General features: G+C 65.3%; 25 protein-coding genes. 5 read left to right on the forward strand and 20 right to left on the reverse strand.

All coding sequences use genetic code 11. From position 1 onward, the window contains the following. Positions 1-13: 13 nt before the first annotated feature. The 17 genes from AC1Z3W_RS18300 to AC1Z3W_RS18380 all read right to left on the reverse strand — a co-directional run bounded on the left by AC1Z3W_RS18300 (position 14) and on the right by AC1Z3W_RS18380 (position 17,983). On the reverse strand, positions 14-997 hold the full coding sequence (locus AC1Z3W_RS18300; protein WP_175827138.1) for a hypothetical protein: 984 nt from the start codon (positions 995-997) through the stop codon (positions 14-16). Further along, positions 994-1,512: a (2Fe-2S)-binding protein gene (locus AC1Z3W_RS18305; RefSeq protein ID WP_057927386.1), complete on the reverse strand. Its 519-nt coding sequence runs from the start codon at positions 1,510-1,512 to the stop codon at positions 994-996. The genes AC1Z3W_RS18300 and AC1Z3W_RS18305 overlap by 4 nt, the downstream gene beginning before the upstream one ends. Continuing rightward, entirely contained in the window at positions 1,509-4,238 is a 2,730-nt protein-coding gene (locus AC1Z3W_RS18310; RefSeq protein ID WP_483508165.1) for a xanthine dehydrogenase family protein molybdopterin-binding subunit, read from the reverse strand. Before AC1Z3W_RS18310 ends, AC1Z3W_RS18305 begins: the two co-directional genes overlap by 4 nt. A 990-nt stretch (positions 4,239-5,228) precedes the next feature. Further along, the gene (locus AC1Z3W_RS18315; protein WP_057927388.1) at positions 5,229-6,203 is read right to left on the reverse strand and encodes a type II secretion system F family protein; all 975 of its coding nucleotides are present in this window, start codon (positions 6,201-6,203) and stop codon (positions 5,229-5,231) included. 38 nt (positions 6,204-6,241) lie between these two features. Next, on the reverse strand, positions 6,242-7,219 hold the full coding sequence (locus AC1Z3W_RS18320) for a type II secretion system F family protein (RefSeq protein WP_483508166.1): 978 nt from the start codon (positions 7,217-7,219) through the stop codon (positions 6,242-6,244). A 33-nt stretch (positions 7,220-7,252) separates the two neighbouring features. Continuing rightward, a complete protein-coding gene (locus AC1Z3W_RS18325; protein ID WP_057927390.1) occupies positions 7,253-8,620 on the reverse strand; it encodes a TadA family conjugal transfer-associated ATPase in 1,368 nt (455 codons plus the stop codon). 19 nt (positions 8,621-8,639) lie between these two features. Beyond that, the gene (locus AC1Z3W_RS18330) at positions 8,640-9,848 is read right to left on the reverse strand and encodes a CpaE/TadZ family protein (RefSeq protein WP_483508167.1); all 1,209 of its coding nucleotides are present in this window, start codon (positions 9,846-9,848) and stop codon (positions 8,640-8,642) included. Between the two features lie 21 nt (positions 9,849-9,869). Continuing rightward, entirely contained in the window at positions 9,870-10,313 is a 444-nt protein-coding gene (locus tag AC1Z3W_RS18335) for a TadE/TadG family type IV pilus assembly protein (protein ID WP_057927392.1), read from the reverse strand. Further along, positions 10,310-10,843, reverse strand: a complete 534-nt coding sequence (locus tag AC1Z3W_RS18340; protein ID WP_057927393.1) for a TadE/TadG family type IV pilus assembly protein — start codon at positions 10,841-10,843, stop codon at positions 10,310-10,312. Before AC1Z3W_RS18340 ends, AC1Z3W_RS18335 begins: the two co-directional genes overlap by 4 nt. A gap of 13 nt (positions 10,844-10,856) precedes the next feature. Continuing rightward, complete coding sequence (locus AC1Z3W_RS18345; protein WP_483508169.1) at positions 10,857-12,128, reverse strand: pilus assembly protein TadG-related protein; 1,272 nt, start codon at positions 12,126-12,128, stop codon at positions 10,857-10,859. 25 nt (positions 12,129-12,153) lie between these two features. Beyond that, entirely contained in the window at positions 12,154-12,450 is a 297-nt protein-coding gene (locus AC1Z3W_RS18350; RefSeq protein WP_175827132.1) for a hypothetical protein, read from the reverse strand. A 20-nt stretch (positions 12,451-12,470) separates the two neighbouring features. After that, positions 12,471-14,435: a type II and III secretion system protein family protein gene (locus AC1Z3W_RS18355; RefSeq protein ID WP_483508170.1), complete on the reverse strand. Its 1,965-nt coding sequence runs from the start codon at positions 14,433-14,435 to the stop codon at positions 12,471-12,473. 112 nt (positions 14,436-14,547) lie between these two features. Continuing rightward, on the reverse strand, positions 14,548-15,384 hold the full coding sequence (gene cpaB / locus AC1Z3W_RS18360) for a Flp pilus assembly protein CpaB (protein ID WP_175827130.1): 837 nt from the start codon (positions 15,382-15,384) through the stop codon (positions 14,548-14,550). Between the two features lie 35 nt (positions 15,385-15,419). After that, a complete protein-coding gene (locus AC1Z3W_RS18365) occupies positions 15,420-16,820 on the reverse strand; it encodes an ATP-binding protein (protein ID WP_175827129.1) in 1,401 nt (466 codons plus the stop codon). A 32-nt stretch (positions 16,821-16,852) separates the two neighbouring features. Beyond that, positions 16,853-17,392, reverse strand: coding sequence for an A24 family peptidase (locus AC1Z3W_RS18370; protein ID WP_483508171.1), 540 nt, complete (start codon positions 17,390-17,392; stop codon positions 16,853-16,855). Between the two features lie 31 nt (positions 17,393-17,423). After that, positions 17,424-17,630 carry a Flp family type IVb pilin gene (locus tag AC1Z3W_RS18375; protein WP_057927400.1) on the reverse strand — a complete coding sequence of 69 codons (207 nt, stop codon included), beginning with the start codon at positions 17,628-17,630 and terminating at the stop codon, positions 17,424-17,426. Positions 17,631-17,800: 170 nt separating this feature from the next. Further along, a complete protein-coding gene (locus AC1Z3W_RS18380) occupies positions 17,801-17,983 on the reverse strand; it encodes a Flp family type IVb pilin (RefSeq protein WP_483508173.1) in 183 nt (60 codons plus the stop codon). A gap of 1,039 nt (positions 17,984-19,022) precedes the next feature. Between AC1Z3W_RS18380 and AC1Z3W_RS18385 the strand changes: the two genes are divergently transcribed. The 4 genes from AC1Z3W_RS18385 to AC1Z3W_RS18400 are packed head-to-tail and all read left to right on the forward strand — an operon-like array spanning position 19,023 to position 23,104. Further along, complete coding sequence (locus AC1Z3W_RS18385) at positions 19,023-20,261, forward strand: glycosyltransferase family 87 protein (RefSeq protein ID WP_483508334.1); 1,239 nt, start codon at positions 19,023-19,025, stop codon at positions 20,259-20,261. After that, positions 20,258-21,637 (forward strand): glycosyltransferase family 87 protein, encoded by a 1,380-nt coding sequence (locus tag AC1Z3W_RS18390; protein WP_483508174.1) that lies wholly within the window; start codon positions 20,258-20,260, stop codon positions 21,635-21,637. The genes AC1Z3W_RS18385 and AC1Z3W_RS18390 overlap by 4 nt, the downstream gene beginning before the upstream one ends. A gap of 24 nt (positions 21,638-21,661) precedes the next feature. After that, positions 21,662-22,705, forward strand: a complete 1,044-nt coding sequence (locus AC1Z3W_RS18395; protein WP_057927404.1) for a glycosyltransferase family 2 protein — start codon at positions 21,662-21,664, stop codon at positions 22,703-22,705. A gap of 15 nt (positions 22,706-22,720) precedes the next feature. Further along, on the forward strand, positions 22,721-23,104 hold the full coding sequence (locus tag AC1Z3W_RS18400; protein ID WP_175827124.1) for a GtrA family protein: 384 nt from the start codon (positions 22,721-22,723) through the stop codon (positions 23,102-23,104). A 58-nt stretch (positions 23,105-23,162) separates the two neighbouring features. On the opposite strand, the gene AC1Z3W_RS18405 is transcribed toward AC1Z3W_RS18400, so the two are convergent. Continuing rightward, the gene (locus AC1Z3W_RS18405) at positions 23,163-23,333 is read right to left on the reverse strand and encodes a DUF6726 family protein (protein ID WP_483508175.1); all 171 of its coding nucleotides are present in this window, start codon (positions 23,331-23,333) and stop codon (positions 23,163-23,165) included. A gap of 455 nt (positions 23,334-23,788) precedes the next feature. Here AC1Z3W_RS18405 and AC1Z3W_RS18410 point away from each other — a divergent pair, with 455 nt between their 5' ends. Further along, on the forward strand, positions 23,789-24,265 hold the full coding sequence (locus tag AC1Z3W_RS18410; RefSeq protein ID WP_057927406.1) for a DUF2059 domain-containing protein: 477 nt from the start codon (positions 23,789-23,791) through the stop codon (positions 24,263-24,265). Positions 24,266-24,478: 213 nt separating this feature from the next. Here the strand turns inward: AC1Z3W_RS18410 and AC1Z3W_RS18415 are convergent, their stop codons facing one another. Both AC1Z3W_RS18415 and AC1Z3W_RS18420 read right to left on the reverse strand, forming a co-directional pair. After that, positions 24,479-24,697: a hypothetical protein gene (locus AC1Z3W_RS18415; protein WP_175827122.1), complete on the reverse strand. Its 219-nt coding sequence runs from the start codon at positions 24,695-24,697 to the stop codon at positions 24,479-24,481. Positions 24,698-24,786: 89 nt separating this feature from the next. Next, positions 24,787-25,449, reverse strand: coding sequence for a DUF3313 domain-containing protein (locus tag AC1Z3W_RS18420; protein WP_483508176.1), 663 nt, complete (start codon positions 25,447-25,449; stop codon positions 24,787-24,789). Positions 25,450-25,616 lie beyond the last annotated feature (167 nt).

Below are 25,616 nucleotides of genomic sequence, written 5' to 3' on the forward strand. Positions count from 1 at the left end.
GCGCGCGCGCGGCTTATTTCGCCGCCTGCGCCGCCGGCGTGAAGCTGCACTTCGGATCGTTCTTGCCGCGCGCCGAACAGCATTCGAGCAGGTCGCTCACCGACTTCGCGTTCGCCGCATTCCATTCATAGAGGCTCTTGTTGTTGTCGATCGGCATCCAGTGCGTCAGCGGGTAGCGGCGCGCACGCGCGTTGCTGCCCTTCGGCGGCGGCAGCAGCCCGGCGGCGAGCGGCACATAGATCTTGCAGCTGTTCTGGTCGCCGATCCGGTGACAGCCGATGCAGGTGTTGCCGGGCGTGCTGATCGCATGCGATGTCCACGACGCGAAGTCGGCGCCGAGATTCACATACTTGCCCCACGGATCGGTCGGCACCTTGTTCCACACCTGCCCGATCCACGGGCTGTACATGACCGGGCTCGCGTCATGACACGATACGCAGCGCTTCGTCGCGGTCGCGGCCGGCTTCCACCAGAACTCGGCCGCGGACGGATGGCCGGGCGGCGGCGTCGTCTCGTTCGGCGGCGGCACCCGCGCGGCGTTCATGCCGGCCGTTCCCCCCTTCTCCGCATGAAACCAGCAGGTCTTGCCGTTGCCGACATGGTGCAGCACGATGTCGACTTCGTCGTAATACGGGCTGCGGTTCGCACGGATCTGCTTGCGGCGGCAAAACGCCGAGATCTGCGTGTCGCCGTGGGACAGGTCGAGGATCTTCGAATAAGGCGTGCACTGCCCGGACGTCGGCGCGTCATACGGCAGGAGCGCCGGGCGATCGCACGTCATGTGCGCCGTATAGCGCGCCGGCACCCGGCCGTTGACGGTGATCGGCACATCGGTGCCGGCGTTGCAGTCGAACGCGGGAATCTCGCCGATTTCATCGGTGCACTGCTGCGCATACTCATGCAGCGAAGCATCGCCGCTTCCCGCCGCGAGCGCGACCGGCGCAACCTGCACGGCCAGCAGCGTCGCCAGCGCGGCGACGCAGGTTCTCGTCGTCATGCCGCCCCCTTCGTGTAGCGCAGCGCCACCTTGCGAATGGCCTCGATGTACTTGACGTAGCCGGTGCAACGGCAGATGTTGCCGCCGACCCAGGTTTCGATCATCGCGTCCAGATCGCGCTCGTGCACCGGCTGCGCGCGCAGATGGTCGAGCATCGCGGTCGCGGCCATCAGGAAGCCCGACGTGCAGTAGCCGCACTGGAACGCGAACGACTCGAGAAAGCTCTGCTGCAGCGGCGACAGCGCATCGCCCTGCGCGAGCCCTTCGATCGTGTACACGTGCATGTCCGCCATCGCACTGACCGGCGTCGAGCACGACAGCGTCTTTTCCATCGGCGCATCGGGCGCGTTGCGCACGCCGACCGTGCACGCGCGGCACACGCCGATGCCGCAGCACAGCTTCGTGCCCGTCAGGTCCCGTCGCTCGTGCAGGAAGTCGATGAGGTTCATGTCGCCGTCGGCGGCGGCTGCTTCGACGGGCTTGCCGTTGATGGTCATCCGGACCGGATTGCTCATTGCAGTGCCTCCCGAATCTTCTCCGGCGTCACCGGCGTCACCCGGAACCGCCGCCCCGTCGCCATCGCGAGCGCATTGAGCAGCGCCGGCGCGATCGGGCACATCACCGCTTCCGCGATGCCGCGTGCATTCGCCGGATCGCCGGCCGGCGGCGGCAAAGCGATCAGCTCCTGCACGGGGATATCCGGCAGCCGCGTGACCTCGTAGCGATCGAGATTCCATCGGCCGCCGCCCGGCCCGTCCGGCCCCAGCGGACAGGTTTCGGTCAGCACGTTGCCGATCCCCATCGCGACCGCGCCCTGCGACTGCCCTTCGACGAGTTCCGGCGACAACTGCCGGCCGACGCTCACGGCCGTCACCACGCGTTCGACCTTCACGCGCCCGGTTGCCGGATCGACAGCCACCGCGACGAGCGTCGCCGACGGCGCATAGGTCGTGCGCCCGTAGAGCGTCGTGTTGACCGGTGGCGGCTGCAGCACGCGCTGCAGCCGCGCCAGGCGATACGGGTCGAGGCCGACCGCCACGTAGTCGTAGTCGATCTGCGCACTGCCGGACGCGAACGGATAGGTGCCCTTCCAGAAGTACCCGGCATAGCTCGCATGCACAGCCGCCACGGTCTGCAGGCCCAGCTTCCTGATCGTGCCGAGCAGCGCCGGCCATGAAATCGGGGCGAGGCCGTTCGCGACGAGCGCACGATCGACCCAGCGTACGTCCTCGGCCCGTACCGGCACGCCCCACCACGCACGCGCAGCCGGCAGCACGCTTTGCAGAAACAGCGCCTGCGCGGCGCCCTTCACCGCGTGGTACTGATGGAATGCGCCGAGGCACGCGCTCGACGAACCATAGTTGTAGCGCACCCACTTCGGATCGCTCGACGGGCCCTTCGTGGTGAGCCCGAGCGCGTTGAACGGCGCGATCTCGCTCATCGCAATCGTTTGCGCGTTTTGCCCGAGAAATTCAGCCGGTGCGAGACCCAGCGTCGTGGCCGCGCCGTTGCCCATGTCGGTATATGGCGTGACCACGCGCAGGCTGCTGTCGGGCAGGATCTGCACCATCCCGAACATCCCGTCGCCGGACGTGCCGTACGCCTCGTTCGCCATCGCGAGACCGACGCCGTAGCGGAGGCTGCGTGCGTTGCGCTCGACACGCGCCTGCTCGCGCTCGAGCCATAGCGGATGACGCTCGAGCCGGTCGAGCAGCGCGTCGAGCTGCAGGTCGAACAGGATCGGTGCCCCCGTGATCGCGCGCCCCTTGCCGAGACCCGGCGCCTTGCCGAGCAGATTGGCGCGCCGGATCTCGAACGGCGACAGCCCGAGCCGGCGCGCGGCTTCGTCCATCAGCGTCTCGATCGCCATGAACGCCTGCGGTCCGCCGAAGCCGCGCTGCGACCCGCCGAAGACTTCCCGCGTGTAGGTCGATGCGGCCTGCGCGCGTGCGCGCGGGATCTCGTAGCAGCTCATCGCGCTCAACGCGGCAAGCTGCGCCACGTACGGCGACAGGTTCTTCTTCCCGCCGCCGTTCATCAGGAAATCGCAGGTGATCGCTTCGAGCTTGCCGCGACGGTCGAACCACAGCGATTCGGAAAACTGCGTCTCGCAGCGTTTCAGGCCGACCTGGAATTGTTCGTAGCGCGATTGCTGCCAGCGCAGCGCGCCCTTCGCGAACGGGGCAGCAAGCGCCAGATACAGCGGGAAATAGGACTTGTCGCGTCCGCCGAAGCCACCGCCCGGGTAGCACGCGATGACATGCGCCTCCTTGACCGAGATGTCGCTGCCGTCGAACAGCGCGCACGCGCCCGTTGCATCGTCGTTCGCCGACTGCGTGCCGAGAACGAGGCTGATTTTCGCGGCCGACGCGTCGTACCACGCGAGTCCCGACTCGGGCTCCATGAACATCGGGTCCATCGCCGGCGTCTCGAATCCGCCGTCGCCGGTGGCCCGAACGCCGATCCACGTGCCGGCGGCTGCATTGCGGGCGACCGTCGCGTCGATGTTGGCGACCGCCGCCTCGCGTTCCGCCAGGTACTTCGCGGTCGGCTTGCCGTTGCTGTCGGTCTGGTAGTTGTCGACGTAACTGAAATGTTGTTCGTCGTCGCGCACGTAGATGGTCACGGGCGAATACGGGACGACCGGTGCGGCCGGCCCCGGGCCGACCGGCGCGCCGTAGCGAATCACGCCGCGATTGAAGTCGAGCAGCTTCTTCGCGCGACGATAGACGTCGAAGTTCGCGAAGATCAGCAGCGCGGCCGGTTGTCCGTAGCAGTCCGCCGGATGGCCGGCCCGCGCGAGCCAGTAGATGTCCTGGTTCGCGATCGGATCGGGTTCCGGTGCAAGCGGAATCCGGCGCGCGCTCAGCAATGCGTTGTCGACGACGGCGATCGGTCGCAGCTCGGGCGGCAGCACGCCGAGGTCGTAGCCCTGGTACACGGCGTCGACCCGGTCGCAGCGCAGCGCATAGAGCCAGTTTTCCTGCTGCGGCCAGCCGACGAAGTCGCGGGACTTGAAGTCGCGCGCGTAGATCTTCTGGCCCGTCACCTTCGGCATGCCGTCGATGCGCCAGCGCGCCTTGCCGGGCACGGGTGCCCAGTTCGGGCCGTTCGCGTCGGCCTGCGTCTCGCCCGCGGCGAGTACGACGGCCGGCAAATGGGTGACCGACACGGCGACGACGGCGCCGCTGCCGGCGAGCTTCAGAAACGTCCGGCGTGTCACAGGCACATGGATGGCCATGCTGCGTCCCTCGTTCGAATTGTTATGTCGGTCCGTCGACTGCGCGACGCGCGTCGCCACGCCGGCCGCGTGCGGGCCGATGCGCGGGGGCGCCGATGCGCAGGATATCGGTGAGCAGGAGGTATTCCGGGCGCGGTCGGCCGCACCGGCTGTCAGGAATCGGGGGGTAAAGGACGCGCAATGCCGCGCGGCGGATGCGCAGGACCGTGCCGGACGGCCGAACGCCTGCTCGACGAAGCATCAAGCCGCCTGCACATCGCTGCTTGCTCGTTCATGATTCCCCCGGCCTTGATCGTGCATGACTGGCCTGTTTTCCGTGTCGTCGGGCAGTCGCTTGATTTTCAATGCTTCTTTGGATATTTCCGAGAGGCCGAATGCGCGTCCCGTTCCCGTCGTGATTCAGCACTGATTTTGAATAATGCTAGAAATTCGAATCGGGGATTTCAAGGAAATTTTCGGCTGCATGGCGCCTGCCGGCGCATGCGGACAGGGATAGACGGGCTACCGTTCGCCGGCCGGGAGGCCTGCCTCTGACCGGCTACTTCGGTGCCGGCAGGGGCACGCCCCTGTCATTACAATTCACTTTCGCGAAAGGAGACGTTCCGACAAACGTGATTTTCCCGTGAGTGGGGAAAGAAGAGCCGGGGGGGTAATTCCGATCGATACTTCGATAAACAATCGCGCACATTATTGATTCGGATTAGTTCAGTTGTGCGGATCGATCCAGTCGGATTGCTTTTTCGATTCGGCCGGCGCGCTGCCGCGACTGTGTTCGGGTTAGTCGTAGGGGGCCACCCGCGCGGGCAGTGGACTACGGCTGCATCCAGGGTCGACCATGGGTCCGGGTTGCGTCGACGTCGCTATGATCAACCTCTCTCGCGACGCCGCCCGGGGGAGAAGGAGCCTCCCATGAAGACGGTGGCCGTGCCGGCTGACCTGTGATGTGGGGCCGGCACGCAAATCCGTTGCGCGCGGTATCCGTGCGTGTGCTTACTGCCCAACGGTGGCGAAGGACGGCAACAGCACGCGATACACGTGAATCATCGCCGGCCCCAGCAACACGCACATCAGCGCCGGGAAAATGCAGAAGATCAGCGGGAACAACAGCTTCAGCGCGATCTTCGCGGCCCGCTCCTCGGCGCGCATCCGCCTCCGCGTGCGCAGCATGTCGGACAGCACACGCAGCGATTCGGCAATGCTCGTCCCGAAGCGATCTGCCTGGATCAGCATCGCGCTGAACGATTCGATGTCCTCGACGCCAGTCCGCAGCGCGAGATTGCGCAACGCCGTGTCCTTCGTAAACCCCGAACGCATCTCGAGCAGCAACAGGTCGAGTTCGCTCGAAACCACCTCACTGCGAAAGCGCAGTTCCTCGCTCACCCTCATCAAAGCCGCGTCGAGCCCGAGCCCGGCTTCGACGCATACCGTCAGCAAGTCGAGCGCGTCCGGAAAGTCCTCGAAGATCGTTCGCTGACGCGATGCGATCCGCCGCGCGAGGATGAAGTTCGGTATGTAGTAGCCGATCCCGGCAAGCGCGACGAGGATGAACGAAAGCAACATGCGCTGATCTGCGAGTCGTGTCGTGATGAGCGCCAGCAGCGCAGCGCCCGGCAGCAGCAGCGCAAGCATCGTCTTCGCCGTGAAGTACAGCGCGCCCGCATTCGGATCGCGCCAACCGGCATTCATCATTCGGATTCGCAGCGGTGAATCCTCCCAGCCCTCTTGCGGCACCGACAACCGGGAAATGGGTTTCGACAGCTCGACGAGCTTCGCGACCCAGCGCGTTGCTTGCCCGCCGCCGTCGTCCGCACCGGTGCCAATGCCCACGCTTGCCCCGCTCGCCTGCTGAATCCGGCGTTCCATGCTGCGCGGTGCAAACAACAGCATCGCAGCGAGCACGCCACCGGCGACGAAGATGAACAAGCCGGCCAGCATCACGGTATGTACTACGCTCATGTTTTGCATGACAGCCTCGAATCGGTTCGTGAAGCCTGAGACACGCGTCAGACGCGAATCCGGATGATGCGGCGAATCCACAGCAGGCCGAACGCCATCGACCCCAGCATCGTCCCGACCATCTTGATGCCCGCCGGATCCTGCCAGAGTACCGACAGAAACTCCCGGTTCAACATTGCCATCATGGCCGCGGTTCCGAACGGCAGCAGGCCGAGGATCCACGCCGACAGCCGCCCTTCGGCCGACAGCACGCGCACCTTGTCGAACAGCTTGAAGCGTTCGCGCACCAGCGATGCGATGCTGTCGAGCAGTTCCGCCAGATTGCCGCCGGTCTCGCGCTGGATCAGCACCGCGATCACGAAGTACCGCAGGTCCTGCGCCGGCACGCGGGTCGCGAGGTTCACCAGTGCATCATGCAGCGATACGCCGTAATTGATCTCGTCGAACGTGATCCGGAATTCACCGCCCATCGGGTCGGGAAACTCCTCGCCGACCATCCCGAGTGCGCTCGTAAACGAATGGCCGGAGCGCAGCGCGCGCGCGATCATGTCGCAAATGTCCGGCAGCTGCCGCTCGAGCTTGCACATCCGCCGATTGCGATGCCTCGTCACGTACATGGTCGGTATGCACGCCGTCACCAGTGCGACAGGCAGCACGGCGATCAGCGGCAACGGCGTGAGGCACAGGACGAGCGCGGTCACCACCGGCAGTGCTACGCTGAGCACGACCAGCTTCGCGACCGTCCAGTCGAGCCCGGATTGCTGCAGCACCAGATCCAGCGACTGCACCCGCGGCATACGCAGCAGCAGCCGGTCGAACGGTTTCGACTCGTCGAGCATCCGCTTCTTCAGGATCGACATACGCTCCTGCTGCACGCTGCCGCCGGCCGACATCGCGCGCAGGCGCGACTCGATCCGGCGTGCCGCGGCACCGTGGCGCCCGTTCCACCATTGATAGGCGCCTTCGATCGCGAGCACGACCGCGACGAAGGTGAGAATCACAAAACCGTAAAAGATCGAGTCCATGGGACCTCCCCGGGATCAGACGGCCACGCGTCGTTACTTCGTCTCGAAGCGCTGCGCCGGGTCGTACAGCGAATCCGGCAGGTTGATGCCGAATGCCTGCAGCCGCTCGGCGAACTTCGGCCGCACGCCGGTTGCGCAGAAATGCCCACGCACCGTGCCGTCTCGATCCATGCCGGTACGCTTGAACGTAAAGATCTCCTGCATGTTGATGATGTCGCCCTCCATCCCGGTCAGTTCCTGGATGCTGACGATCTTGCGCTTGCCGTCGGTGAGCCGCGTCGCCTGCACGACCACCGAGATCGCCGACGCGATCTGCTGGCGCATCGTCTTCGGCGGCAGCGTCAGGCCGCCGACGCTGATCATGTTCTCGAGCCGCGTGAGCGCATCGCGCGGCGTGTTCGCGTGGATCGTCGCGAGCGAGCCTTCGTGGCCGGTGTTCATCGCATTGAGCATGTCGAGCGCTTCCGCGCCGCGCACCTCGCCGAGGATGATCCGGTCCGGCCGCATCCGCAGCGCATTGCGCACGAGCGTGCGCTGCGTGATCTCGCCCTTGCCCTCGATGTTCGGCGGCCGCGTCTCGAGTCGCAACACGTGCGGCTGCTGCAGTTGCAGCTCGGCCGCATCCTCGATCGTCACGATCCGTTCCGATCGCGGAATGAAGCCCGAGAGAATGTTGAGCAGCGTCGTCTTGCCGCTACCGGTACCACCCGACACGAGCACGTTCACCTTTGCCTTGGCCAGCGAGTCGAGCAGTTCCGCCATCGGCGGCGTGAGGCTCTGGTAACTCACCAGGTCGTCCATCTTCAGCGGATTGACCGCGAAGCGCCGAATCGACATCAACGGCCCGTCGATCGCCGACGGCGGGATGATCGCGTTCACACGTGAACCGTCCGGCAGCCGCGCGTCGACCATCGGGGTCGATTCGTCAATGCGGCGCCCGACCCGCGAGACGATCTTCTCGATCACCTTCATCAGGTGCGCATCGTCGTAGAACGTCACGTCGGTCAGCTCCAGCTGGCCGCCGCGCTCGACGTAGACCTGGCTGTACGTGTTCACGAGGATGTCGGAGATGCCGGGGTCGCGCAGCAGCGACTCGAGCGGGCCGAAACCGAACATCTCGTCGTACACGTCGATCGCGAGCTGGCGCCGCTCGATGTCATTCGCGGGCGTGCGCTGCTCGTCGAGAATGCGCGAGATCAGCGCCCCGATTTCCTGCCGGACCTGATCCTGCGGCAAGCGCGACAGGCGCTCGAGCTCCACGCGCTCGAGCACGGCCAGGTGAATTTCACGGCGCAGCTTCTGGTACGCGTCGCGTACCGCCGAATGCGTCGACGCAGCCGGTTCAGTACCGACCGCATGGGGCTGAGCCCGATACAAGGACATCTGTTCGCGCAATGACATGATGGTTTCCCCGAAAGATTCACATGGACTTGAGCTTCGGCGTGGCCTTGCGGCCGAACAGCCGGGACATCAACGGTTCGCCGCTGGACGCACCCTGCTGGATCCGCACGTCGCCTTCGACGATCTGCTTCGCGCAGGCCTGCAACGCACGCGCGACCGCGGCGCCGCGTGCGACGCGCGACACCGGATGCCCCTGGTCGAGCGCCTCGCGCACCGTGTCGGCGTCGTCGGGTATCGTGCAACTGGCGCGCAGGCCGAGCACTTCCTCGAGCGCGGTGCGGGTCCGGTCGCTCGCACGCGTCATCCGGTTGACCACAAGCCGCAACTGGTCGGTCGGATAGCCGAGCGACACGAGAATCTCCAGGAGCCGGCGGCCCGCCCGCACATGCGGCATCGCGGGCTGCAGCACCAGCTGGATCTGGTCGCTGCGATCCAGCGCGACTATCGACAGCGGATTGATGCTGACGCCGAGGTCGAAAATCACGAAGTCGTAGCGTGGTGCGGCGACACCGAGGATCCATTCGAGCGCGTCCTCGCGCATCTCCGCCGCCTTGACCGGGTCGCCCGCGCCCGCGAGCACATGGAACGTGGACGTCACATGCGCAACGCTCGCATCGAGAAATGCGCCGTCGAGCCGCTCGATCTGCGCGCACAGTTGCGGCAACGTCGACGGCGGCGTTTCGTCGCTGACGAGGAACGCGGCATCCGCGAACTGCTGGTTGAGATCGACCAGCAGCACGCGGCGCTTGTAGGCTTCGGCGATCTCGTACGCGACGTTGCTCGCGGTGAAGCTCGTGCCCGCACCGCCCTTGCACGACATGAACGATACGAACCGCGTATCGTCGGCGTCGCGCCGCGTGCTTTGCGCGGCAGCGCGTTCGAGCGCATGGGCAAGCGCTGCGGGGTCGATCGGCCACTGCAGCACGTCGCGCACGCCGGCGCGCATCGCGTCCAGCAGCACGTGCGGCGACGCATCGGCGGCCACCAGGATGCCGGTCAGGCCCGGATGCAGCCGGCAGATCCGCTCGATCGCCGACAGCTCGGCCGCATCGGTCGTCGCCCCATCGATCAGCAGGATGTCGAATGAATCGAGCCCGTCGGTTCGATGCTCGATCTGGGACGGCCGCCCATGCGCCCGGGTCACGCGATAGTGCCCGCTGTCGGTAACCAGGCGCGCGATCTGCGTGAGCCGGGCGGTATCGTCGGCAGCTACGAGGATATTGATCATGACTGTGCCTCGTCGGTTCGATTATTGACAGGCGGAGCCGCCCGTCGAGGAATTCAGGCTTTCCCGCGGCAGCGTCGTGGTGAACGGCGGCATCGTGATCGCGAAGTTCGCGATCGGAATCATCGTATTGACGGTGACGTTGGTAACGCTGACGGTCACGAACGAGCAGGAACTCACGTCGCAACCCGACGGCGTGTAGCTGACCGACACGTTCGAGTTCGACAGGATCGGCAGCAGCGACCTCACTCGCTTCGCGACACCGGCGGCATTGACGTCGCAGACGATCGCCGTGCGTGCGCCGAGGCGTATGGCCTCGCTCGCGGTATTCCAGTAGTACAGCACGCGCCCGAATTCGACGATGCCGATCAGCAGCGTGATCAGGATCGACGCGATCAGCGCGAACTCGACGATCATCGCACCGCGTTGGCTGCGGCGGCGCGACAGCGGAAAGGGGCGCGCGTTCATGACACTTGCCTCATCACGGTGACGATGTTGCCGAAGGTAATCGTGGGCAGTCCCGGGTAGGCCGGAATCGGCTGGTATTGGTAGCCCTTCACCTTCACCTCGACGACGTTGATGCTGCCGGTCGCCGTGCCGCTTGCCGCGTTGTTGGTCGAATCGTACGTCGGCAGATTCGCGAACTGCGGCGGGTCGGATGCATCTGCGCAATCGGTCGAATGCGCGGCGTCGCAGACGATCACCATCGACGTCGTGAGCCCCGGCACCAGCTCGGTGCCGGCGGAGCCGCACGTGGTGCTGCCATACACGACGAGACACTGCGCCTGCGCAAGCGGATACGCGCTGTCGGTCGGCAGAAAGACCGACAGGTAGCGTGCCGCGTTGCGCGTCGCCTTGGTCAGCGTCTCGTATTGGTAGATCGCGCGGCCGAACTCGGCGACACCGGTCGCGAGCACGATCATCGGCATCAACACGAGCGCGAACTCGACCGCGGCGACACCGCGCATGCGCGAACGGCGAATCGGGAGCCTTTTCATGATCACGTCTCCACTATTGAACGAGCATCGGCACCTTGATGCCGACCGAGCTGCCGCTGCCCGGCAAGCCGTGCGTCGCGCAAGGCGTAGTGCCGGATGCCGTCGAGCCGAGGTATTCGAGGTGCGCCACGACTCCGCCGGCTCCTGGGCTGAACGGCAGCGGATCGAGCATCAGCACGCAGTCCCACTGCGTAACGTGCAGCTTGCTGCTCGCGCCCGACAGCGTCGAGCAGTCGCCCTCGGGGGCAAGCGCGACCCGGCGGTCGCCGCCAAACGTCTGGTAATTGCTGGCCGTGACGGTCCCGTTGGTCGAGATGCCGCTGCCGGTGGGCGGCGTGCCGTCGCCCTGGTAGGCCTTGAAGCTCGCGCGATCGAGCACGAACTGCGTGTATGCGTCGCCGACGATGCCCGCGGTTCCCGGCGGCCCGTAGTTGGGGCCGACGTATGCGTAGCCGGTGAAGTCCGGCTGGCCGCTCGAGCCGTTGGCGCCGTTCGTGTAGATGCCGAAGCGGGTGTTCCAGGCACGCAGCGCCGCGGACTTCAGGCCCGTCGAACCGAGGTCGGGCGGCGACACGATGTTGCAGGTATTGCCGGACAATTCGCTGGCGATGGTCGTCTCGTTCGTCGACCCGTCGAGCGCCGCCCAGCCGAAGTTGCCGGGCCCGTATGTCGACGACGAGCCGGACGGCGACGAAATCCAGTCGCCGACCTTGTACGGCGCGGCGGCCGCCGCCCGGCACACGAACACCGGAATCGCACAGGTGGTTTGCCCGGCGCCGACTGTTGCGATCGCGCTCGCCGAGACCTGCGCCGCGTTCGCGACCTGCACGCCGGGAATCGTGTTGAGCACCTCGATGAACCAGTGCGCGATGTTGCTCAACTGCGCGGTGCACTTCACGTACTTGATGTTCGCCGGCGTAGCGACCGCCGTCTTGGTCAGGAACGGATTGGTCAGCGAATCGCTGAACGTGACATTCGAATCCGTTTGCATCTGTACTGCGTTCTGCTGAAAGAACGCGAAATTCGAGTGGCCGGCGGCGATGCCGTCCGCTTCCGCGACCTGCAGGCTGATGGCCGATGTAAGGTCGCGCGCAGCGGACAGCGCGCATGCGTCGGCGCTGTTCTGAAGTTCGCTGCGCGTGACGTACAGCTTGCCAAGGTCCAGCGCGAGCCCGACGGCCCCGATCAGCACCGCCAGTGCGAGACCGACGATGATCGCGACGGCGCCCCGCTGACGATGCAGACCGCGACGCTTGAGTTTCGGACGACGAGCTGCGCTGGACATGGCGTTCTCCCTGAGCGTGCCTGTATTACTGCCCCGACTTGCCGATCCCGATCACGAAGGCATTGGCTTTCGGCTCGGGCTGCTTGAACGACTTGTCGTAGTTGTCAAGCGCGGCCGCAGCGGCGCTGCCGTCGACCCCCGGCCGCGCTGCCGCGTGGTCGGCGGCATGCGGATCGATGATCTGGGCTTGCGTGACGGCGCGGACGGAGTCGCCAAAGCGGCTGTCCCACACCGGGCTCGACGACATGCAGCCGGCAAGTGCGAACGCGAGCGGTACGGCAAGCGCCGCGCGGCGCACGAATACGAGGTAGGCGGATTTCATGAGCTTCCCCTTGGATGGCTTCAACGATCGGTGGACTCGGAGCCCGCGTTCGCCCGCGCGATCTGCGCGTGGGCAGCGGCCGGCGAACCGTGCTTCGGGAGCGGCGCAGGCTTTGCCGGCGTGGTGGAGCCGGCTGCCGCGAGACGCGCGGCAGCGGCTTCGATGCGCGCGATCCGTGCCGCACTGGCCGCATCGGCCTGAGGTTGCGACTGCTGCTGCCCGGCGGGCGCCGGCGCGGCACTCACTGCCCCGGCCGCGTCGGCCGCCGGCGCGGCATGCTCCGGCTGCGCAGGCACCGGCGCTGGCGCGTCGGCAGGCTGCGGCGCACGCGGTGCGGGCAATGCGGCAGCGGGTGCGGCCGGCGCGCCTGATTGCGGTGCGGGAGCAGGTGCCGGAGCCGGCGTCTGCGGGGCTTCCGTCGCGCCATTCGCCGGTTGCATACCCGACTTGCGGACACCCTTGCGGCCTTCCATGTTGCCGGTCGCATACACGTCGGCTTCGTTGGGCTTCGAGAAGCTGTCGGTCGGCAGCGGCACGTCGGCGGTCTGCAGCGGCCTGACCAGGTGCGGCGTGATCAGGAAGATCAGCTCCGTGCGATCCTGCTGGAACGACGTGCTGCGGAACAGCGCACCGAGTACCGGCACCTCGCCGACGCCCGGGATCGCCTTCAGCGCGCCGCTGGCGTTGTCCTTGATCAGCCCGCCGATCGCGAACGATTCGCCGTCGCTCATCTGAACCGTCGTCGACGCGCGCCGGGTCGTGATCAGCGGCAGGATCGACGTGCCGCCGATGTTGGTCGCGCTCAGCGTGACGCCCGTCTGCGACAGCTCCGACACTTCCGGCGCAACTTTCAGGCTGATCCGGCCGTTCGCGAGCACCGTCGGCGTGAACTTCAGCGCGACGCCAAACTCCTCTTCCTGCAGCGTGATCGACGACGTGCCGGTGCCGCTGCTCTGCGGAACCGGGATGAAGATCTTGCCGCCGGCGAGGAACGTCGCCTCCTGCCCGCTGATCGTCACGAGATTCGGCTCCGCGAGAATCTTGACGAGGTTGTCCGTGTTCTGCGCATCGGCCGCGATGCTGAACGGCTTGTTGTTCGCCTTGTTGAACACCGCGCCGCTTGCGACGCCCGCGAGCAGGTTGCTGACGAGCGCGCCGCTCCACGAACCGAAGCCACCCTGGATGTTGAACGCGCTGCCCATCTGATTGATCAGCGTCTTCGATACTTCCGCGACCTTCACCTCGAGCATCACCTGCTGCGGCGACGTGACGGCCAGCATGTTCAGCACGCCACCGCCCTTGGCGCCCCCGCCGCCTTCACCAGCACTGTCGCTGTACGCACGGGCGATCTGCACGGCCTGCTGCGCGGCCTGCGAGTTCGATACGGTGCCGGCCAGTACGATCGTGCCGGCGGCGGTCGACACGTGAATGTCGCGCTCGTTCGGCATCAGCTGCTGCAGCGATGCCTGCAGGCCGCCGGCATCCGCGCCGACCGCCACGTCGATCACGCGGCACGCGCCGCTCCTGCCCTGCACGATCATGTTGGTCGTGCCAACCGACAACCCGAGGATGTAGAGCGTCTGCGGCGACACCATCGTCGCCTGCGCGACGGCCGGGTTGCCGATGGTCCGGTTGCGGACCGGCTCCGGCATCGGCACGAGCAGCGACTTGCCGAGCGGCACGCTGACGCTGGTCGACTCGCGCACCGCGCCCACGCAGTTCGGTCCACGCAGCGGGCCCGCCGATGCGGCGGGCGCGGCGGCCGGCGCCGGCGCCATGCTGATCGTCATCTGCATCGGCCCCTTCGCGACGGCGGCCGGTGCGCTGGCACCGCCCTTCATCAGAGCGGCCGATTCGACGCCCTCCTGTGCCAGCGCGCTGTACACGGTCAGCGTTCCCGTGCAGAGGATCGCGGCCATCATCGCGCCCCGCGCGACGCGCGTGCGCACCGGGCCGGTACCTGAATGTTGCGGATTGATCTTCATTTCGTCTGATCCCCCGAGTGACCGGCGAGACGCCGGCTGTCCCTTCCAAGGCCGCCGTACCCTGACGGCGGCCGATCTGGTTAATCTGGTTATCTGGATGTGTTCTACGGTTTCAGAAACATTCGACGCTGCCGCGCACCCCGGTCAGCACGCCGACGCAGTCGCGGCGCGCTTCCGGTGCCGCGTGCGACGCGACACGCACACGCACGGTCTTCACGGGTGCAGGGGCGGGCGCTTCGGGTGCCGGGGCCTTGCCGAGCAGCGTAAGCTTGGTCGCGCCGTCGGTGGTCAGCGTCTTCTGGTCGACCTGGTTGCGCAACACGAGCGACAGCGTGCCGACGCTGCGCGCGAGGTCGAGACGTTCGGCCTGGTCGGGCGTGACTTCGAGCGTCACCGCGTTGACGACCTTCGGTGCGGTGTCGTCGCGGCTGACCTGCTGCGCGACGGCGAGCACGAGGATGTGCTCGAGCACGATCTTCGAGATGCTCTGCCCGTCGGTCTTGCCCTGCTGTTCCTGCGTGTTGACGATCACGTCGACGTAGTTGCCCGGCAGGGCGAAGCCCGCGACGCCGACCACGTCGTTCACACGCACGGTGATCGCGCGGCTGCCGTCGGCGATCACCGCGGACAGCCCGCCCTTCGTGCCGATCGGCGCGAGCTTCGACTCGATCACCGGCTCGCCGCGTGCGAGGCTCGTGCGCACGACGCGCCCTTCGAGTTCCTTCGTGTCGGTGAACGCACCGGTCGGCACACTGCCCGACGGCCAGCTCACCATGTGGATCTGGTTCGGCCCGAGCGGCTCGCCCAGGTTCAGGTCCGTGGTCGCCACCGCGACCGACGTGACCGAGCTGCTGGAAGTATTCATCAGCCAGCGGGACGCGAACACGACCGCGGCAAGCCCCGCGACCATCGCGACGATCAGCATCATGAGCGCTCGACTGTTTTTCATGGCAATGCTCCTCAACGAATCGTGAAAGAAACGGCTCAACCGGTTATGTACGTGCGACCGCCGTGCTCGGCAGGCGGCAGATACCCGCCGTCACGCTCGGGCGCCGTGCCGAAATAACTGGCCCATGCGTCGTGCAGCGCGTCGTGCGTCACTTCTGGCGGATCGCCGCGATACCGCGCGCCAGCGGCGACGAGACGCAGCAGATCCATTGGGAAGCATGCGAGATATGCCTTGCCGGTCGGCAGGTGCAGCCGGTGCAGCAGATAGTCGAATGCGTCCTGCGACGACACCAGCCCCAGCGACGCGCATGCGGCGTCGAACACCGCGCGGTAGTGGTCGATCGACAACGCGCCGACGTGAAGCTTGGAACCGAGCCGGCGCAGGAACGCTTCGTCGGCGAACTGCTCCGGCGCCAGGTTGCTCGAGAACACCGGCCAGACGTCGAACGGCAGCACGAAGCGATTGCCGGACTCGAGCGTCAGGAAATCGACGCCACGATCGAGCGGACGCAGCCAGCGATTGAGCAGGTCGCGCGGCTCGACACGCTGGCGACCGAGATCGTCGACGATGTACATGCCCATGTTCGCCTTCATGTGCGGCGGCGCCTGGTAGAAGCCGGCCGCTTCATCGCGGCGCAGGTCGAGCTCGTCGAGCGTCAGCTCCCCGCCGGACATCACGACCGGCCGCTCGCAGAGACGCCAGCGGCGATCGACCGATTGGCCGTCCGCTTGCGATGCCGCGTCGACATGCACGAGCGGGTCGTAGATCTGGATCACTTCGCCGGCCGCGTAAATCGCGTGCGGCACCGGTACGTGACCGCCCATCAGCGAGCCGAGCCGCTCCGCGAGGAAGGTCTTGCCGCTGCCGGCCGGACCATAGATCAGCAGCGGACGGCCGGAGTTCAGCGCAGCAGCAGCCGAGTCGAGGACCGCCGTGTCCATCACGATGCCTTCGAACACGGCCCACACGGCGTTCTGCGTTACGCGCAACTTGCGCACCGAATGGGTATCCACGCAGTCGAGATACGCGTCGAGCGTCACCGGCGCGGGCCCGCTATAGCTGCTGCGCGCCCGCTCTTCGAGCGCGAGTACACGGCCCGCGTCGGTCAGGCGGAACGTCACGTCGAGGTCCGTCTTTCCGCGATGAGTCAATTCGACCAGATGCTCGCGCACCAGGAATGCGAAGACGTCGTCGAGCACCGCGAGCGGCAGGCAGTGTCGCTCGATCAGGTCGCCGTACGACGGGCGACCGAGCACCAGCGTCGACTTCAGCACGAGCCCTGCGACGAACGACTGGCTCAGTCCGGTTTCCTCGATCGAGCGCGGCGCCGGCGGCAGCTGTGCGCCCGGTTTCGCATGCGCCTCCCGAAACGGCGACGGATGCGGCAGGTGTGCAACCTGCGCGTCGCGTTTCGGTTCGGTGGGGTTCGTGTTCATGTTCGTTCCATCCTCGTTGCAGGTTCGTCGCGCTATGCGCACGAAACGAACAGCATGCCCAGCGTGCCGGCGGCAATCGCCACGCCGTACGGCAACGCGCCAACCGACGCGACTTCCATGGGGCCGTCGGTTGCCCCTGCATGCGCGCTGGTCGAGCGACGCGCGATCAACATCCGGACGTTCGCCCACATCCGGCGCATGCGCCCTCGCAGCAGTGCGAAGCCGATCGCGCCGATCCCGCCGGCCAGAAAGGTGGCAAGCACGATGTAGAACGTCATCTGTGCGCCGACCCAGGCGCCGATCGCGAGCATCAGCTTCACGTCGCCTGCGGCCATCCCGCGCAGCAGATAGAATGGCAACAGCAGGCCGAGGCCGGTCGCTGCGCCGGCGAGCCACGCGAGTGCACCTGCCTGGACGCCGTGCAGCACGCATTGGGTGATCAACGCGCCAACCAGCCCGATCGCGACGAGCCGGTTCGGAATGCGTCGGCTCGCGATGTCCGTGCTCGCCGCAACGATCACGAGTAACGTCACGCACAACGGAACCGGATAAGGCAGGGCGGCAGGCAACATGGCGAACCTCGATTGGACCTAATAGTGAGAATCACTGACCCAGTGCGGTACTGACCGCCGCGGTCACGATCGACGCGATCGAGTTGTACGCATCGTCGAGCGAGCCTTTCAGCGTCATCACGCTTCCCAGCACGATGGTGGCGAACACCGCCGCGATCAGCGCATATTCGATCGACGTCACACCCTGCTCGTCGTCGATCCATTGCGATACCGATACCGCGCGTACCCTGGCCCGCATGACGGCCTCCGATTCGGTTGGTCAAAAGAGCGGGGGCGGCTCGAGTACTGCACCGGCCGAGCCATCCACCGTTCGGTCCATCCAACATTTTTTAGAGAGTTGCGTCCGGCCCTCCACAAGCGGCGAGATGACGGCGAACGGGCCGGACTCACCGTTCGCCGTCCCGCCATTCAGATCGCCGTGGCCAGGTCGCTTGCAATCGTGTTGAAGACGTCCTTGAGGTCGTTCCCGACCAACGTCAGCGCCGCGACGAGCCCAACTGCGATCAGCGCAGCGATCAGGCCGTATTCGATGGCCGTCACGCCTTGCTCGTCTTGAACGAAACCACGGATCTTCTGGATGAACGTGAACATGGCTATTCTCCTTTCGCACTACTATGAAATTCCCGTTGTCGGGGATCGACGCCGGGAGCGGCTACTACAGGCACAACAAAATGAATTCGAGTGCGGCGCTCAGCGACACGCACGGCAGGTTGCGAGCCTGTCCGGGCGAACGTATGTGGGTGAGCTGGTGCGTGCGATACGCATGCGCGCTCCGATCGGCGAGACGTCGCGATCGAGCGGGACGGAATGGTTTCCGTCCGGCGCATGGGTTCGGATTGAACGGCTGACGCGAGTGCGTCGATACTGCTGCAGATTCTCGTCGCGGCGTGCAAGCCGCGGTGTGCTCTGGTCTTTCATTTTTATTCCCCAAATGCTGTCATGTGATTCTTATTGCGCGGACGATGCCGTCGCCTAATTCGATCGGTCGACGTTACTGGCGGCTTTCAAGGCCTGGGCGGCGTATTCCCCGACGCGCCCTCGATCCGTTACTTTCCGCAGGTGATTCAGTCCGGTTTTGTCAGTCTGTTGCGTCAACCGGTCGTTCATCACGTCGTCGACAGTCGTGCGGACCATGTCGCAAAGAGCAGGCCAGCCGTGACGAAATCCCGATGCAGCAAGGGTTTCGGCGTTTCACCGAGAGGCCGGCTCCCGGCGCGATGCCCGAAATGTTTCAAATTTGATATATGTACGCCGGCCAGCCAACGAGCCCGCCCCAGCGCCGCCGCACTGCGCAAGGGCCGCAAAAAATTTTCTCGGGATTTTCCCGAATCCGCGAAGTCATGTGCCGGACGCGTATTCCGGGCGATGCCGGACCGACCGAAAACGCAGAATGTTTCAAGCGAGAAACATCATTTGCGCCGTCCCGGTTTTCTCAGACGTGAAAACCCGGTTTTCGGCCATTTTGCTGCCGATTCGATATCGCTCGATTCAGCCCGTGGTTTGCGTCACGCAGTTTTTTCTCCAACAATGCATTCACCGGACAACGCCATCGAATGCGATTCGATCCGGATACACGACAACACAAAAGGGCTGCGGCAGATCACGCGGCCCTCACTGCAAACGGGGCATCATGTACACAGCCAATCAAGGAAGGCGCTATCGCGCCAAACGCTGTGCTCAATGGCTGACGGCCGACCGGATCATTCCGTATAGCTGCATCATGCTGATGCTTTGCGCGGCATTCGTGATCACCTGGGCCGTCCTATCAGACGCCTTCACGTCGGAGTCCGTTGCTCGCCCCGGAATCGATTTTTCCGTCTTCTGGACCGCATCGCATCTCGTACTGCACGGCCACGCCGCAGCGGTCTACGATCCGGTCTTCTTCTCCAATGCCGAGGCAACCCGTTTTGGTGCAGATCTGCGACACCAATTACTGCCCTGGCTTTATCCGCCGACGATGCTGCTGTTCATCGCGCCGGTCGCCCTCGTGCCTTTCCTGCCCGCGTATTTCCTCTTTTTTGCGGGCAGTCTTTTATGCTATGCGTACGCCGTCCAGCGACTGTCCGGACTGCGCACGCACCTGCCCGTCCCACGCGCCGCCGCGCTCGTCGTGCTCGCATACTCGGCTGTGAGCGCATGCGTTTTCTACGGACAGAACGGCCTCCTGACCGCCGGTATCGCCGCACTCGCGCTGCATCTGTTGGGTCGACGCCCGATCGTCGCAGGCATACTGATCGGGCTCCTCGCCATCAAGCCGCAGATGGCGATGGTGTTTCCGTTCGCGCTGATCGCAACGCGCGCATGGCGCACCTTCGCATCGGCAGCGCTCACGGCCACACTGTTTACCGCGGCCGGCATTGCATTAGCCGGCATCGGCTCGCTGAACGGCATCGCTCACACGCTGTCTACGGTACGCGGCACGCATTTCGCCCTTCCCGCCTACTGGTTTGTTTCGCCCACGCCATTCGCCGCGCTGCGGCTCGCGGGGGCGTCGATTGCCGTCGCGCTCGCCGCACAAGCCGTCATTGGGCTGCTCGCGATCGCCGCCGCAATTGACGTCTGGCGCCGCACGCAGGACATGCGGCTTCGCGGTGCGGTTCTGGCAATCGCCACGCTACTGACGACCCCGTATCTGTGGCAATACGAGTTGCCGTGGCTCGGCATCGCGATCTTCTGCCTGATCGCCCACGGACTCGACGAAGGCTGGCTGCCCGGCGACCAGATCGTGATCGTGCTCGCGTGGCTGCTGCCGGTGTTCGAATTGTTCAACCGGATCATGGCGCTTCCGCAGATCGGCCCGGTCGTGGTGCTCGCGATGCTGTTCATCACCGTGCGTCGTGCGACGCTCGCGTCGCGGAGCCTGCAATGAAGACGCCCCGCACCGTTCTGCACGTCGAATCCGCCACCAACGCTCATCCGGAGCTGCCGATCGCGGGCCCGCGCCGTTTCCCGCACTGGCTCAATCACGATCGCGTGCTCCTCTACGCCGCGGCGGCGCTGCTGACCGAACTGCTGTTCATCTGCGTGTACCTTGCTCGCATTCATTGGTCGCATACGTCCGTACCCGAACCGATGTCGCAGGATATGGCAGCGATCTGGAGCGCAGCCCGCCTCGCCGCACACGGGCACGCAGTCGACGCATGGAACTTCCCCGCGCTGTTCGTGGGCGAGAAGCTCGCCATTCCGACGATGAACGCCTCGAACGGCGTACTGCTGTGGCTCTACCCGCCCACCATGCTGCTGTTCGTGCTGCCGCTCGGCTGGCTGCCGTACCTGCTCGCACTCGTGCTGTGGCTCGGCGTCACCTACCTGCTGTTCGCGGCGACCATCCGCGCGACCGTGCAGCGCGACGCCGCGCTGCTTTGCGCGCTCGCGTTCCCGGGTGCGTTTCTCACCGTGATCATCGGACAGACGAGCCTCTTCACCGCGACGCTCGCCGGCGTCGGGCTGCTGACGCTGAATCGCCGCCCCGTCATCGCCGGCATCTGCTTCGGCTTGCTGACGATGAAGCCGCAGATGGCGATCCTGTTCCCGCTCGCGCTGCTGTGCGCCGGACAATGGCGCGCACTGGCCGCATGGGCCGCGACGATCGCCGGTGGCGTCGCACTGACGACGCTCGCGTTCGGCATCGGTTCGTGGGTCGCATTCGTGCACGGGATCAACGATGCGTACCAGATCGTCGGCACGGGGCACGTCAAGCTCGCGCGCATGCCGACCGTGTTCGCGCTCGCGACCCTCGCCGGCTGGCCCGCCTACATCGCGCGCGCGCTGCAGCTGCTGTCGGCCGCGACCGCCGCGATCGTCGTCGTGTATGCATGGCGCGGCGCGTGTTCGTACGCGCTGCGCGCGTCAACCCTCGCCTGCGCATGCCTGATCGTCAGCCCCTACCTGTACGACTACGACCTGACCTGGTACGGGCTCGTGATCGCGTGGTACGCGCGCTATGCGTGGACGCACGGCTGGCGGCGCTTCGATCGCGAGTGGCTGCTGACGATATGGGTGATGCCGCTCGCCGGCCTCGTGCTGGTGCCGCATCTGTCGTTCCAGTTCATGCCGCTCGTCACGCTGGCGTCGCTCGCGCTGCTCGTCAGCCGGATTGCACAGGAAAGGCACGACGTGCCGTCGATGCCCGACGCGCGTGACAACTCCACCGAAACCGGCTTCACGCATCCGGCCCGCTCACACCACCGCCCGGCGCACGGACTGCGCCGCATCGGCCGCCCGACTTTCGGCATCGGCCGCTGATACGTCGCTACAGGGGAACCCATCATGCGCGAACCACTCCACACGCCGCTCGTCTCGCTGGTCGTGCCGTTCTACAACGAAGGCGAAGCCGTCGAGCGCTTCTTCGACGTCGTGATTCCGCTGATGGCCGATCTTGACGCGATCCGCTTCGAGATCGTCTGTATCAACGACGGCAGCCGCGACGACACGCTCGACCGGCTGATCCGGATCAGCATGACCGACCGCCGCGTGCGCGTCATCGATCTCACGCGCAATTTCGGCAAGGAAGCGGCGCTGACGGCCGGCCTCGACGAAGCCGCCGGCGACGCGGTGATCCCGCTCGATGCCGACCTGCAGGATCCGCCGAGCCTGATTCCGGTGATGCTCGAGCACTGGCGCGACGGTGCGGAAGTCGTCGCCGCGAAGCGCAGCAGCCGCGCGTGCGATTCGTTCGCGAAGCGCACCGCCGCCGCGATCTACTACCGCGTGCACAACCTGCTGTCCGACGTCAAGCTGCCCGAGAACGTCGGCGACTTCCGGCTGATGGACCGCAGGGTCGTGAATGCGCTGCGCAGCCTGCCCGAGCGGCATCGCTTCATGAAAGGGCTGTTCGCATGGGTCGGCTACCGGACCGTCATCATCGAGTACCAGCGCGATGCGCGCAGCGCCGGGCACTCGAAGTTCTCCGGGTGGAAGCTGTGGAACTTCGCGCTCGAAGGAATCACGAGCTTCAGTACCGTGCCGCTGCGCAGCTGGACCTACATCGGCGTCGGCATCGCCGCGCTCGCGTTCCTGTACGGTTCGTTCATCGTGGGCCGCACGCTGCTGTTCGGCAACCCGGTGCTCGGCTACTCGTCGCTGCTGTCGGTCATGCTGTTCATCGGCGGGATCGAGCTCGTCGGCATCGGCGTGGTCGGCGAGTACATCGGGCGCATCTACGACGAGTCGAAGCAACGACCCGTCTATCTGATTCGCCGCCGCTACCAGGCGCACGGCAAGGTGATCGAGTTGCCGGTCGCGCGCGATGCACGACGCACGGCCGCACGCCGCCGCGTCCAGCCGGCCCGCGTGCGGGTCGGCGCGCGCTGACCGGCGGAGCCGGCGATGTTCGAAATGCTCTATGCGGAGCGCGTGCGGCTGGCGCGCTTCGGTCTGTCCGGACTCTGCTCGACCGCGCTGCACGTGCTGGTCGCCTCCACGATGTACGCGCTGTTCGATGCAACGCAGGTGATCGCGAACGCCGTCGCATTCGTCTGCGCGACGGCGTTCTCGTATCTCGCGAATACGCTGTGGAGCTTCTCGGCGAGCGTACATTCGCGCAACCTGCTGCGTTATCTGACCGTCGCGCTGGCCGGCTTCGCCGAAACGATGCTGCTCGCGCACGCCGCGGAACTGCTCGACGTGCCGCGCGGCTGGGCCATCGTCGCGATCGCGCTGCTGATCCCGCCGACGATGTTCGTGCTGCACCGGTTGTGGACGTATCGGTGAAGCCTGCGGCGCCGACAGCCGCAATATCCAACGTCTGATCAGAAATCCGAATCCTGACTTACGGATCGATCATGGTCGCACACGCGTCCATCGGCGCCGCGGCCACGTGCCCCACGACCGGCACGATCTTGATCCCCGCAGACGCGATGCGACACGGTGCCGCAGCGAGGCCGCATCCGCCAAGCGCGATACAGCCAGCAACACAAACAGCTCGGACGAACCACTTCATATCAACCTCCTGGTAACGATCAACACCTCTTCCGAACAGTCCCGACTTGCAGGACCTGCGCCCGGAAGATCATGCTAACATACAAACCGTCTAGACGGTTTGTATGTTAGCATGAGTCGTATGTCGAATCCGTACATGCGACGACCCGCACTGCTCGATCGCTCAACGCGTAACGGATGTGCGGGAGCTCGATATGCCGTTGTCTCGGCGTCGACCAACGCTCACATGACGGTATCCATCGCGCGAGCGCAGCAGACCGTACTCCCTTCTGTCACTCATCGCACAGCGACCATGCGCCACCCAACCACACCCACCCCGAGCCGCGGATTTTCAATCGGCACGCTGCTGTTGCTTGCAGCCCCGCTTGTTGCATCGCTCGTGAGCGTCCTCATCATCGTGACGGTATTTTCAACCGACGTTCCTTACTTGACGAACGGCTTCTAGAACTGGCCCAGATGAAAACTTCATACTTCGTGCCGATCGTGTCGTGCCTGGCAGCGACCGGTTTCATTTCGACGGCACATGCTCAGTTTCGCGGCCTCGACGATCTGAATCGATTCGGCGAGAAGCGCACCCTCTGCCGTCAAGCGCTCTGGTCGTCAGGCATGGAAGACGATATGGACCAGCGTATCCGCGACCTCGTCGGAAAATCGTACGACACCGCCGGTCGCAAGCGCAGACGGGCCGGATCGTCGGACGCCAGCACTTATCGCGAGATGATCGAAGACGCCGTCAACGATCTCAGGGATCCGGTACTCAAGCAGTTGACGGATAGCTGCGCAAGGAATTTCACGGTAGGCGAACTCCGTGGCGTCAACGATTTCTATACGAGTTCGGCTGGACAGGCATGGCTTCGCAAAGGTCGAACCACCATCATGCCGGAGATGGACAGAGCGATCTCCGGCATTCAACCCCGGATCAATGAAAACTGAGGAAGCGTCGTTGCACGACGCTCGTGTTACCGGCGGGCGTCCATGCCCGCTGGAAGGCACTTCGCCGGCGGCTCCGCAGGTCGCCGTGCAGGTGCCCATTCGGGCGACGACACGCGTCTTTTGCCAACGCTCGTTGCTGCGCGACAATCGAACGATCGATACGGCTCCGGCGGGCTCACTGCGTCGCCTGCAGCCGACATGGCCCGCGCGCGGTCATCGAGACAGGTCCTGGATGTCGGTCTGGAAGCCCAGCACGAGTGTCAGATAAAAGAGCGACGCAAAAACGCCGGCCATCGTACCGAAAATGTCCCGTGCAAGCGCGCCTCGGATCACGTGAGCAGGAATCCCGATCGCCATATAGGCGACCAGGAACACGATCGAAACCATGAGCGGTGGTGGCGTGGTAAGAATGAGGCAGGCGATTTCGCGCATGTTCCCGGCTCCTCGTCAATTTCGGTCAGCTCATCCTGGATGCCTCGACATCGACTCGCTGCTTCGTGGCGAGCGTGACATCGCTGCCGTCACCGAAGTTGGGCAACGAGCGCATCTGCACCCTTGTCGATACCGGTCCGGGCAGCACTGAGCGAACCGAATGCAGCCGGCAGATTCATGGCGTTCGGGTATTGCTTCGTCACATAGGCGGTCAGCAGTTGACCGCTCGTGCTGTCATAGACTTCGACGGCGTACGAAACCGAACCGCTGAACGCCCCCTTGCCACCCCGAATTGCCTGCACGCCGTTATAAAGATTGCCGGCGATATCGAAGTGCATGGCTTGCCCGACAACCGCCGTGGTCTTCTCCGCGCCAGTCAGCGTGAGCCGTACGCGCAGTGTCGCAGGGGACGGCTTCGACGCGAGCTGGAAGCGCTTGGCGAGTTTGTCGGCGAATACCTTCCCCATGTAATCGGCAAGCGCGCTCTTGTCCTCGGTCTTCAAGTCGCCGAACTGATTGTCCTGGCCGGCATACACGACGACCGGATCCACAATCACCTGCCGGTACTGCGACCATTCCACGCGCGCCGCATATCGGTACGGCACCTTGGCGGCGTCACCGCTGCGGTTCTGCGTCAGTTGCGGCGAGGAGGCAATGCCCGAATAGGCAACGGGTTGCACACCGGCGCATGCGGTCAACGTCAGCACCGTGACGCCGGAAAAAATGAAAGAGCCAAATTTGGGTGTGAGCATGTCGGATTCCGTGGAAGGCGCTCGGCCGGCGCCAGAGGTGAAATGGCGGAAGGGTTGACGCGAGGCAAGCGTAGCACCGCCCCTGCAACATGTAAACCGTCTACCCGGTTTGTTTTGTGAAAGTTCATCGCCAAGGTACAATGCCGGCTTGCGGCCGAACGCATCAT

Source organism: Burkholderia sp. 10_S31, assembly GCF_056930375.1.

Coding starts and splice junctions, on each gene's coding strand:
- AC1Z3W_RS18340 (WP_057927393.1), bottom strand. CDS start 10,843: ATGAAAAGGCTCCCGATTCGCCGTTCGCGCATGCGCGGTGTCGCCGCG.
- AC1Z3W_RS18420 (WP_483508176.1), bottom strand. CDS start 25,449: ATGCTCACACCCAAATTTGGCTCTTTCATTTTTTCCGGCGTCACGGTG.
- AC1Z3W_RS18415 (WP_175827122.1), bottom strand. CDS start 24,697: ATGCGCGAAATCGCCTGCCTCATTCTTACCACGCCACCACCGCTCATG.
- AC1Z3W_RS18385 (WP_483508334.1), top strand. CDS start 19,023: ATGTACACAGCCAATCAAGGAAGGCGCTATCGCGCCAAACGCTGTGCT.
- AC1Z3W_RS18405 (WP_483508175.1), bottom strand. CDS start 23,333: ATGAAGTGGTTCGTCCGAGCTGTTTGTGTTGCTGGCTGTATCGCGCTT.
- AC1Z3W_RS18355 (WP_483508170.1), bottom strand. CDS start 14,435: ATGAAGATCAATCCGCAACATTCAGGTACCGGCCCGGTGCGCACGCGC.
- AC1Z3W_RS18325 (WP_057927390.1), bottom strand. CDS start 8,620: ATGTCATTGCGCGAACAGATGTCCTTGTATCGGGCTCAGCCCCATGCG.
- AC1Z3W_RS18370 (WP_483508171.1), bottom strand. CDS start 17,392: ATGTTGCCTGCCGCCCTGCCTTATCCGGTTCCGTTGTGCGTGACGTTA.
- AC1Z3W_RS18375 (WP_057927400.1), bottom strand. CDS start 17,630: ATGCGGGCCAGGGTACGCGCGGTATCGGTATCGCAATGGATCGACGAC.
- AC1Z3W_RS18330 (WP_483508167.1), bottom strand. CDS start 9,848: ATGATCAATATCCTCGTAGCTGCCGACGATACCGCCCGGCTCACGCAG.
- AC1Z3W_RS18345 (WP_483508169.1), bottom strand. CDS start 12,128: ATGTCCAGCGCAGCTCGTCGTCCGAAACTCAAGCGTCGCGGTCTGCAT.
- AC1Z3W_RS18365 (WP_175827129.1), bottom strand. CDS start 16,820: ATGAACACGAACCCCACCGAACCGAAACGCGACGCGCAGGTTGCACAC.
- AC1Z3W_RS18320 (WP_483508166.1), bottom strand. CDS start 7,219: ATGGACTCGATCTTTTACGGTTTTGTGATTCTCACCTTCGTCGCGGTC.
- AC1Z3W_RS18310 (WP_483508165.1), bottom strand. CDS start 4,238: ATGGCCATCCATGTGCCTGTGACACGCCGGACGTTTCTGAAGCTCGCC.
- AC1Z3W_RS18390 (WP_483508174.1), top strand. CDS start 20,258: ATGAAGACGCCCCGCACCGTTCTGCACGTCGAATCCGCCACCAACGCT.
- cpaB (WP_175827130.1), bottom strand. CDS start 15,384: ATGAAAAACAGTCGAGCGCTCATGATGCTGATCGTCGCGATGGTCGCG.
- AC1Z3W_RS18300 (WP_175827138.1), bottom strand. CDS start 997: ATGACGACGAGAACCTGCGTCGCCGCGCTGGCGACGCTGCTGGCCGTG.
- AC1Z3W_RS18400 (WP_175827124.1), top strand. CDS start 22,721: ATGTTCGAAATGCTCTATGCGGAGCGCGTGCGGCTGGCGCGCTTCGGT.
- AC1Z3W_RS18350 (WP_175827132.1), bottom strand. CDS start 12,450: ATGAAATCCGCCTACCTCGTATTCGTGCGCCGCGCGGCGCTTGCCGTA.
- AC1Z3W_RS18315 (WP_057927388.1), bottom strand. CDS start 6,203: ATGCAAAACATGAGCGTAGTACATACCGTGATGCTGGCCGGCTTGTTC.
- AC1Z3W_RS18305 (WP_057927386.1), bottom strand. CDS start 1,512: ATGAGCAATCCGGTCCGGATGACCATCAACGGCAAGCCCGTCGAAGCA.
- AC1Z3W_RS18335 (WP_057927392.1), bottom strand. CDS start 10,313: ATGAACGCGCGCCCCTTTCCGCTGTCGCGCCGCCGCAGCCAACGCGGT.
- AC1Z3W_RS18380 (WP_483508173.1), bottom strand. CDS start 17,983: ATGTTCACGTTCATCCAGAAGATCCGTGGTTTCGTTCAAGACGAGCAA.
- AC1Z3W_RS18395 (WP_057927404.1), top strand. CDS start 21,662: ATGCGCGAACCACTCCACACGCCGCTCGTCTCGCTGGTCGTGCCGTTC.
- AC1Z3W_RS18410 (WP_057927406.1), top strand. CDS start 23,789: ATGAAAACTTCATACTTCGTGCCGATCGTGTCGTGCCTGGCAGCGACC.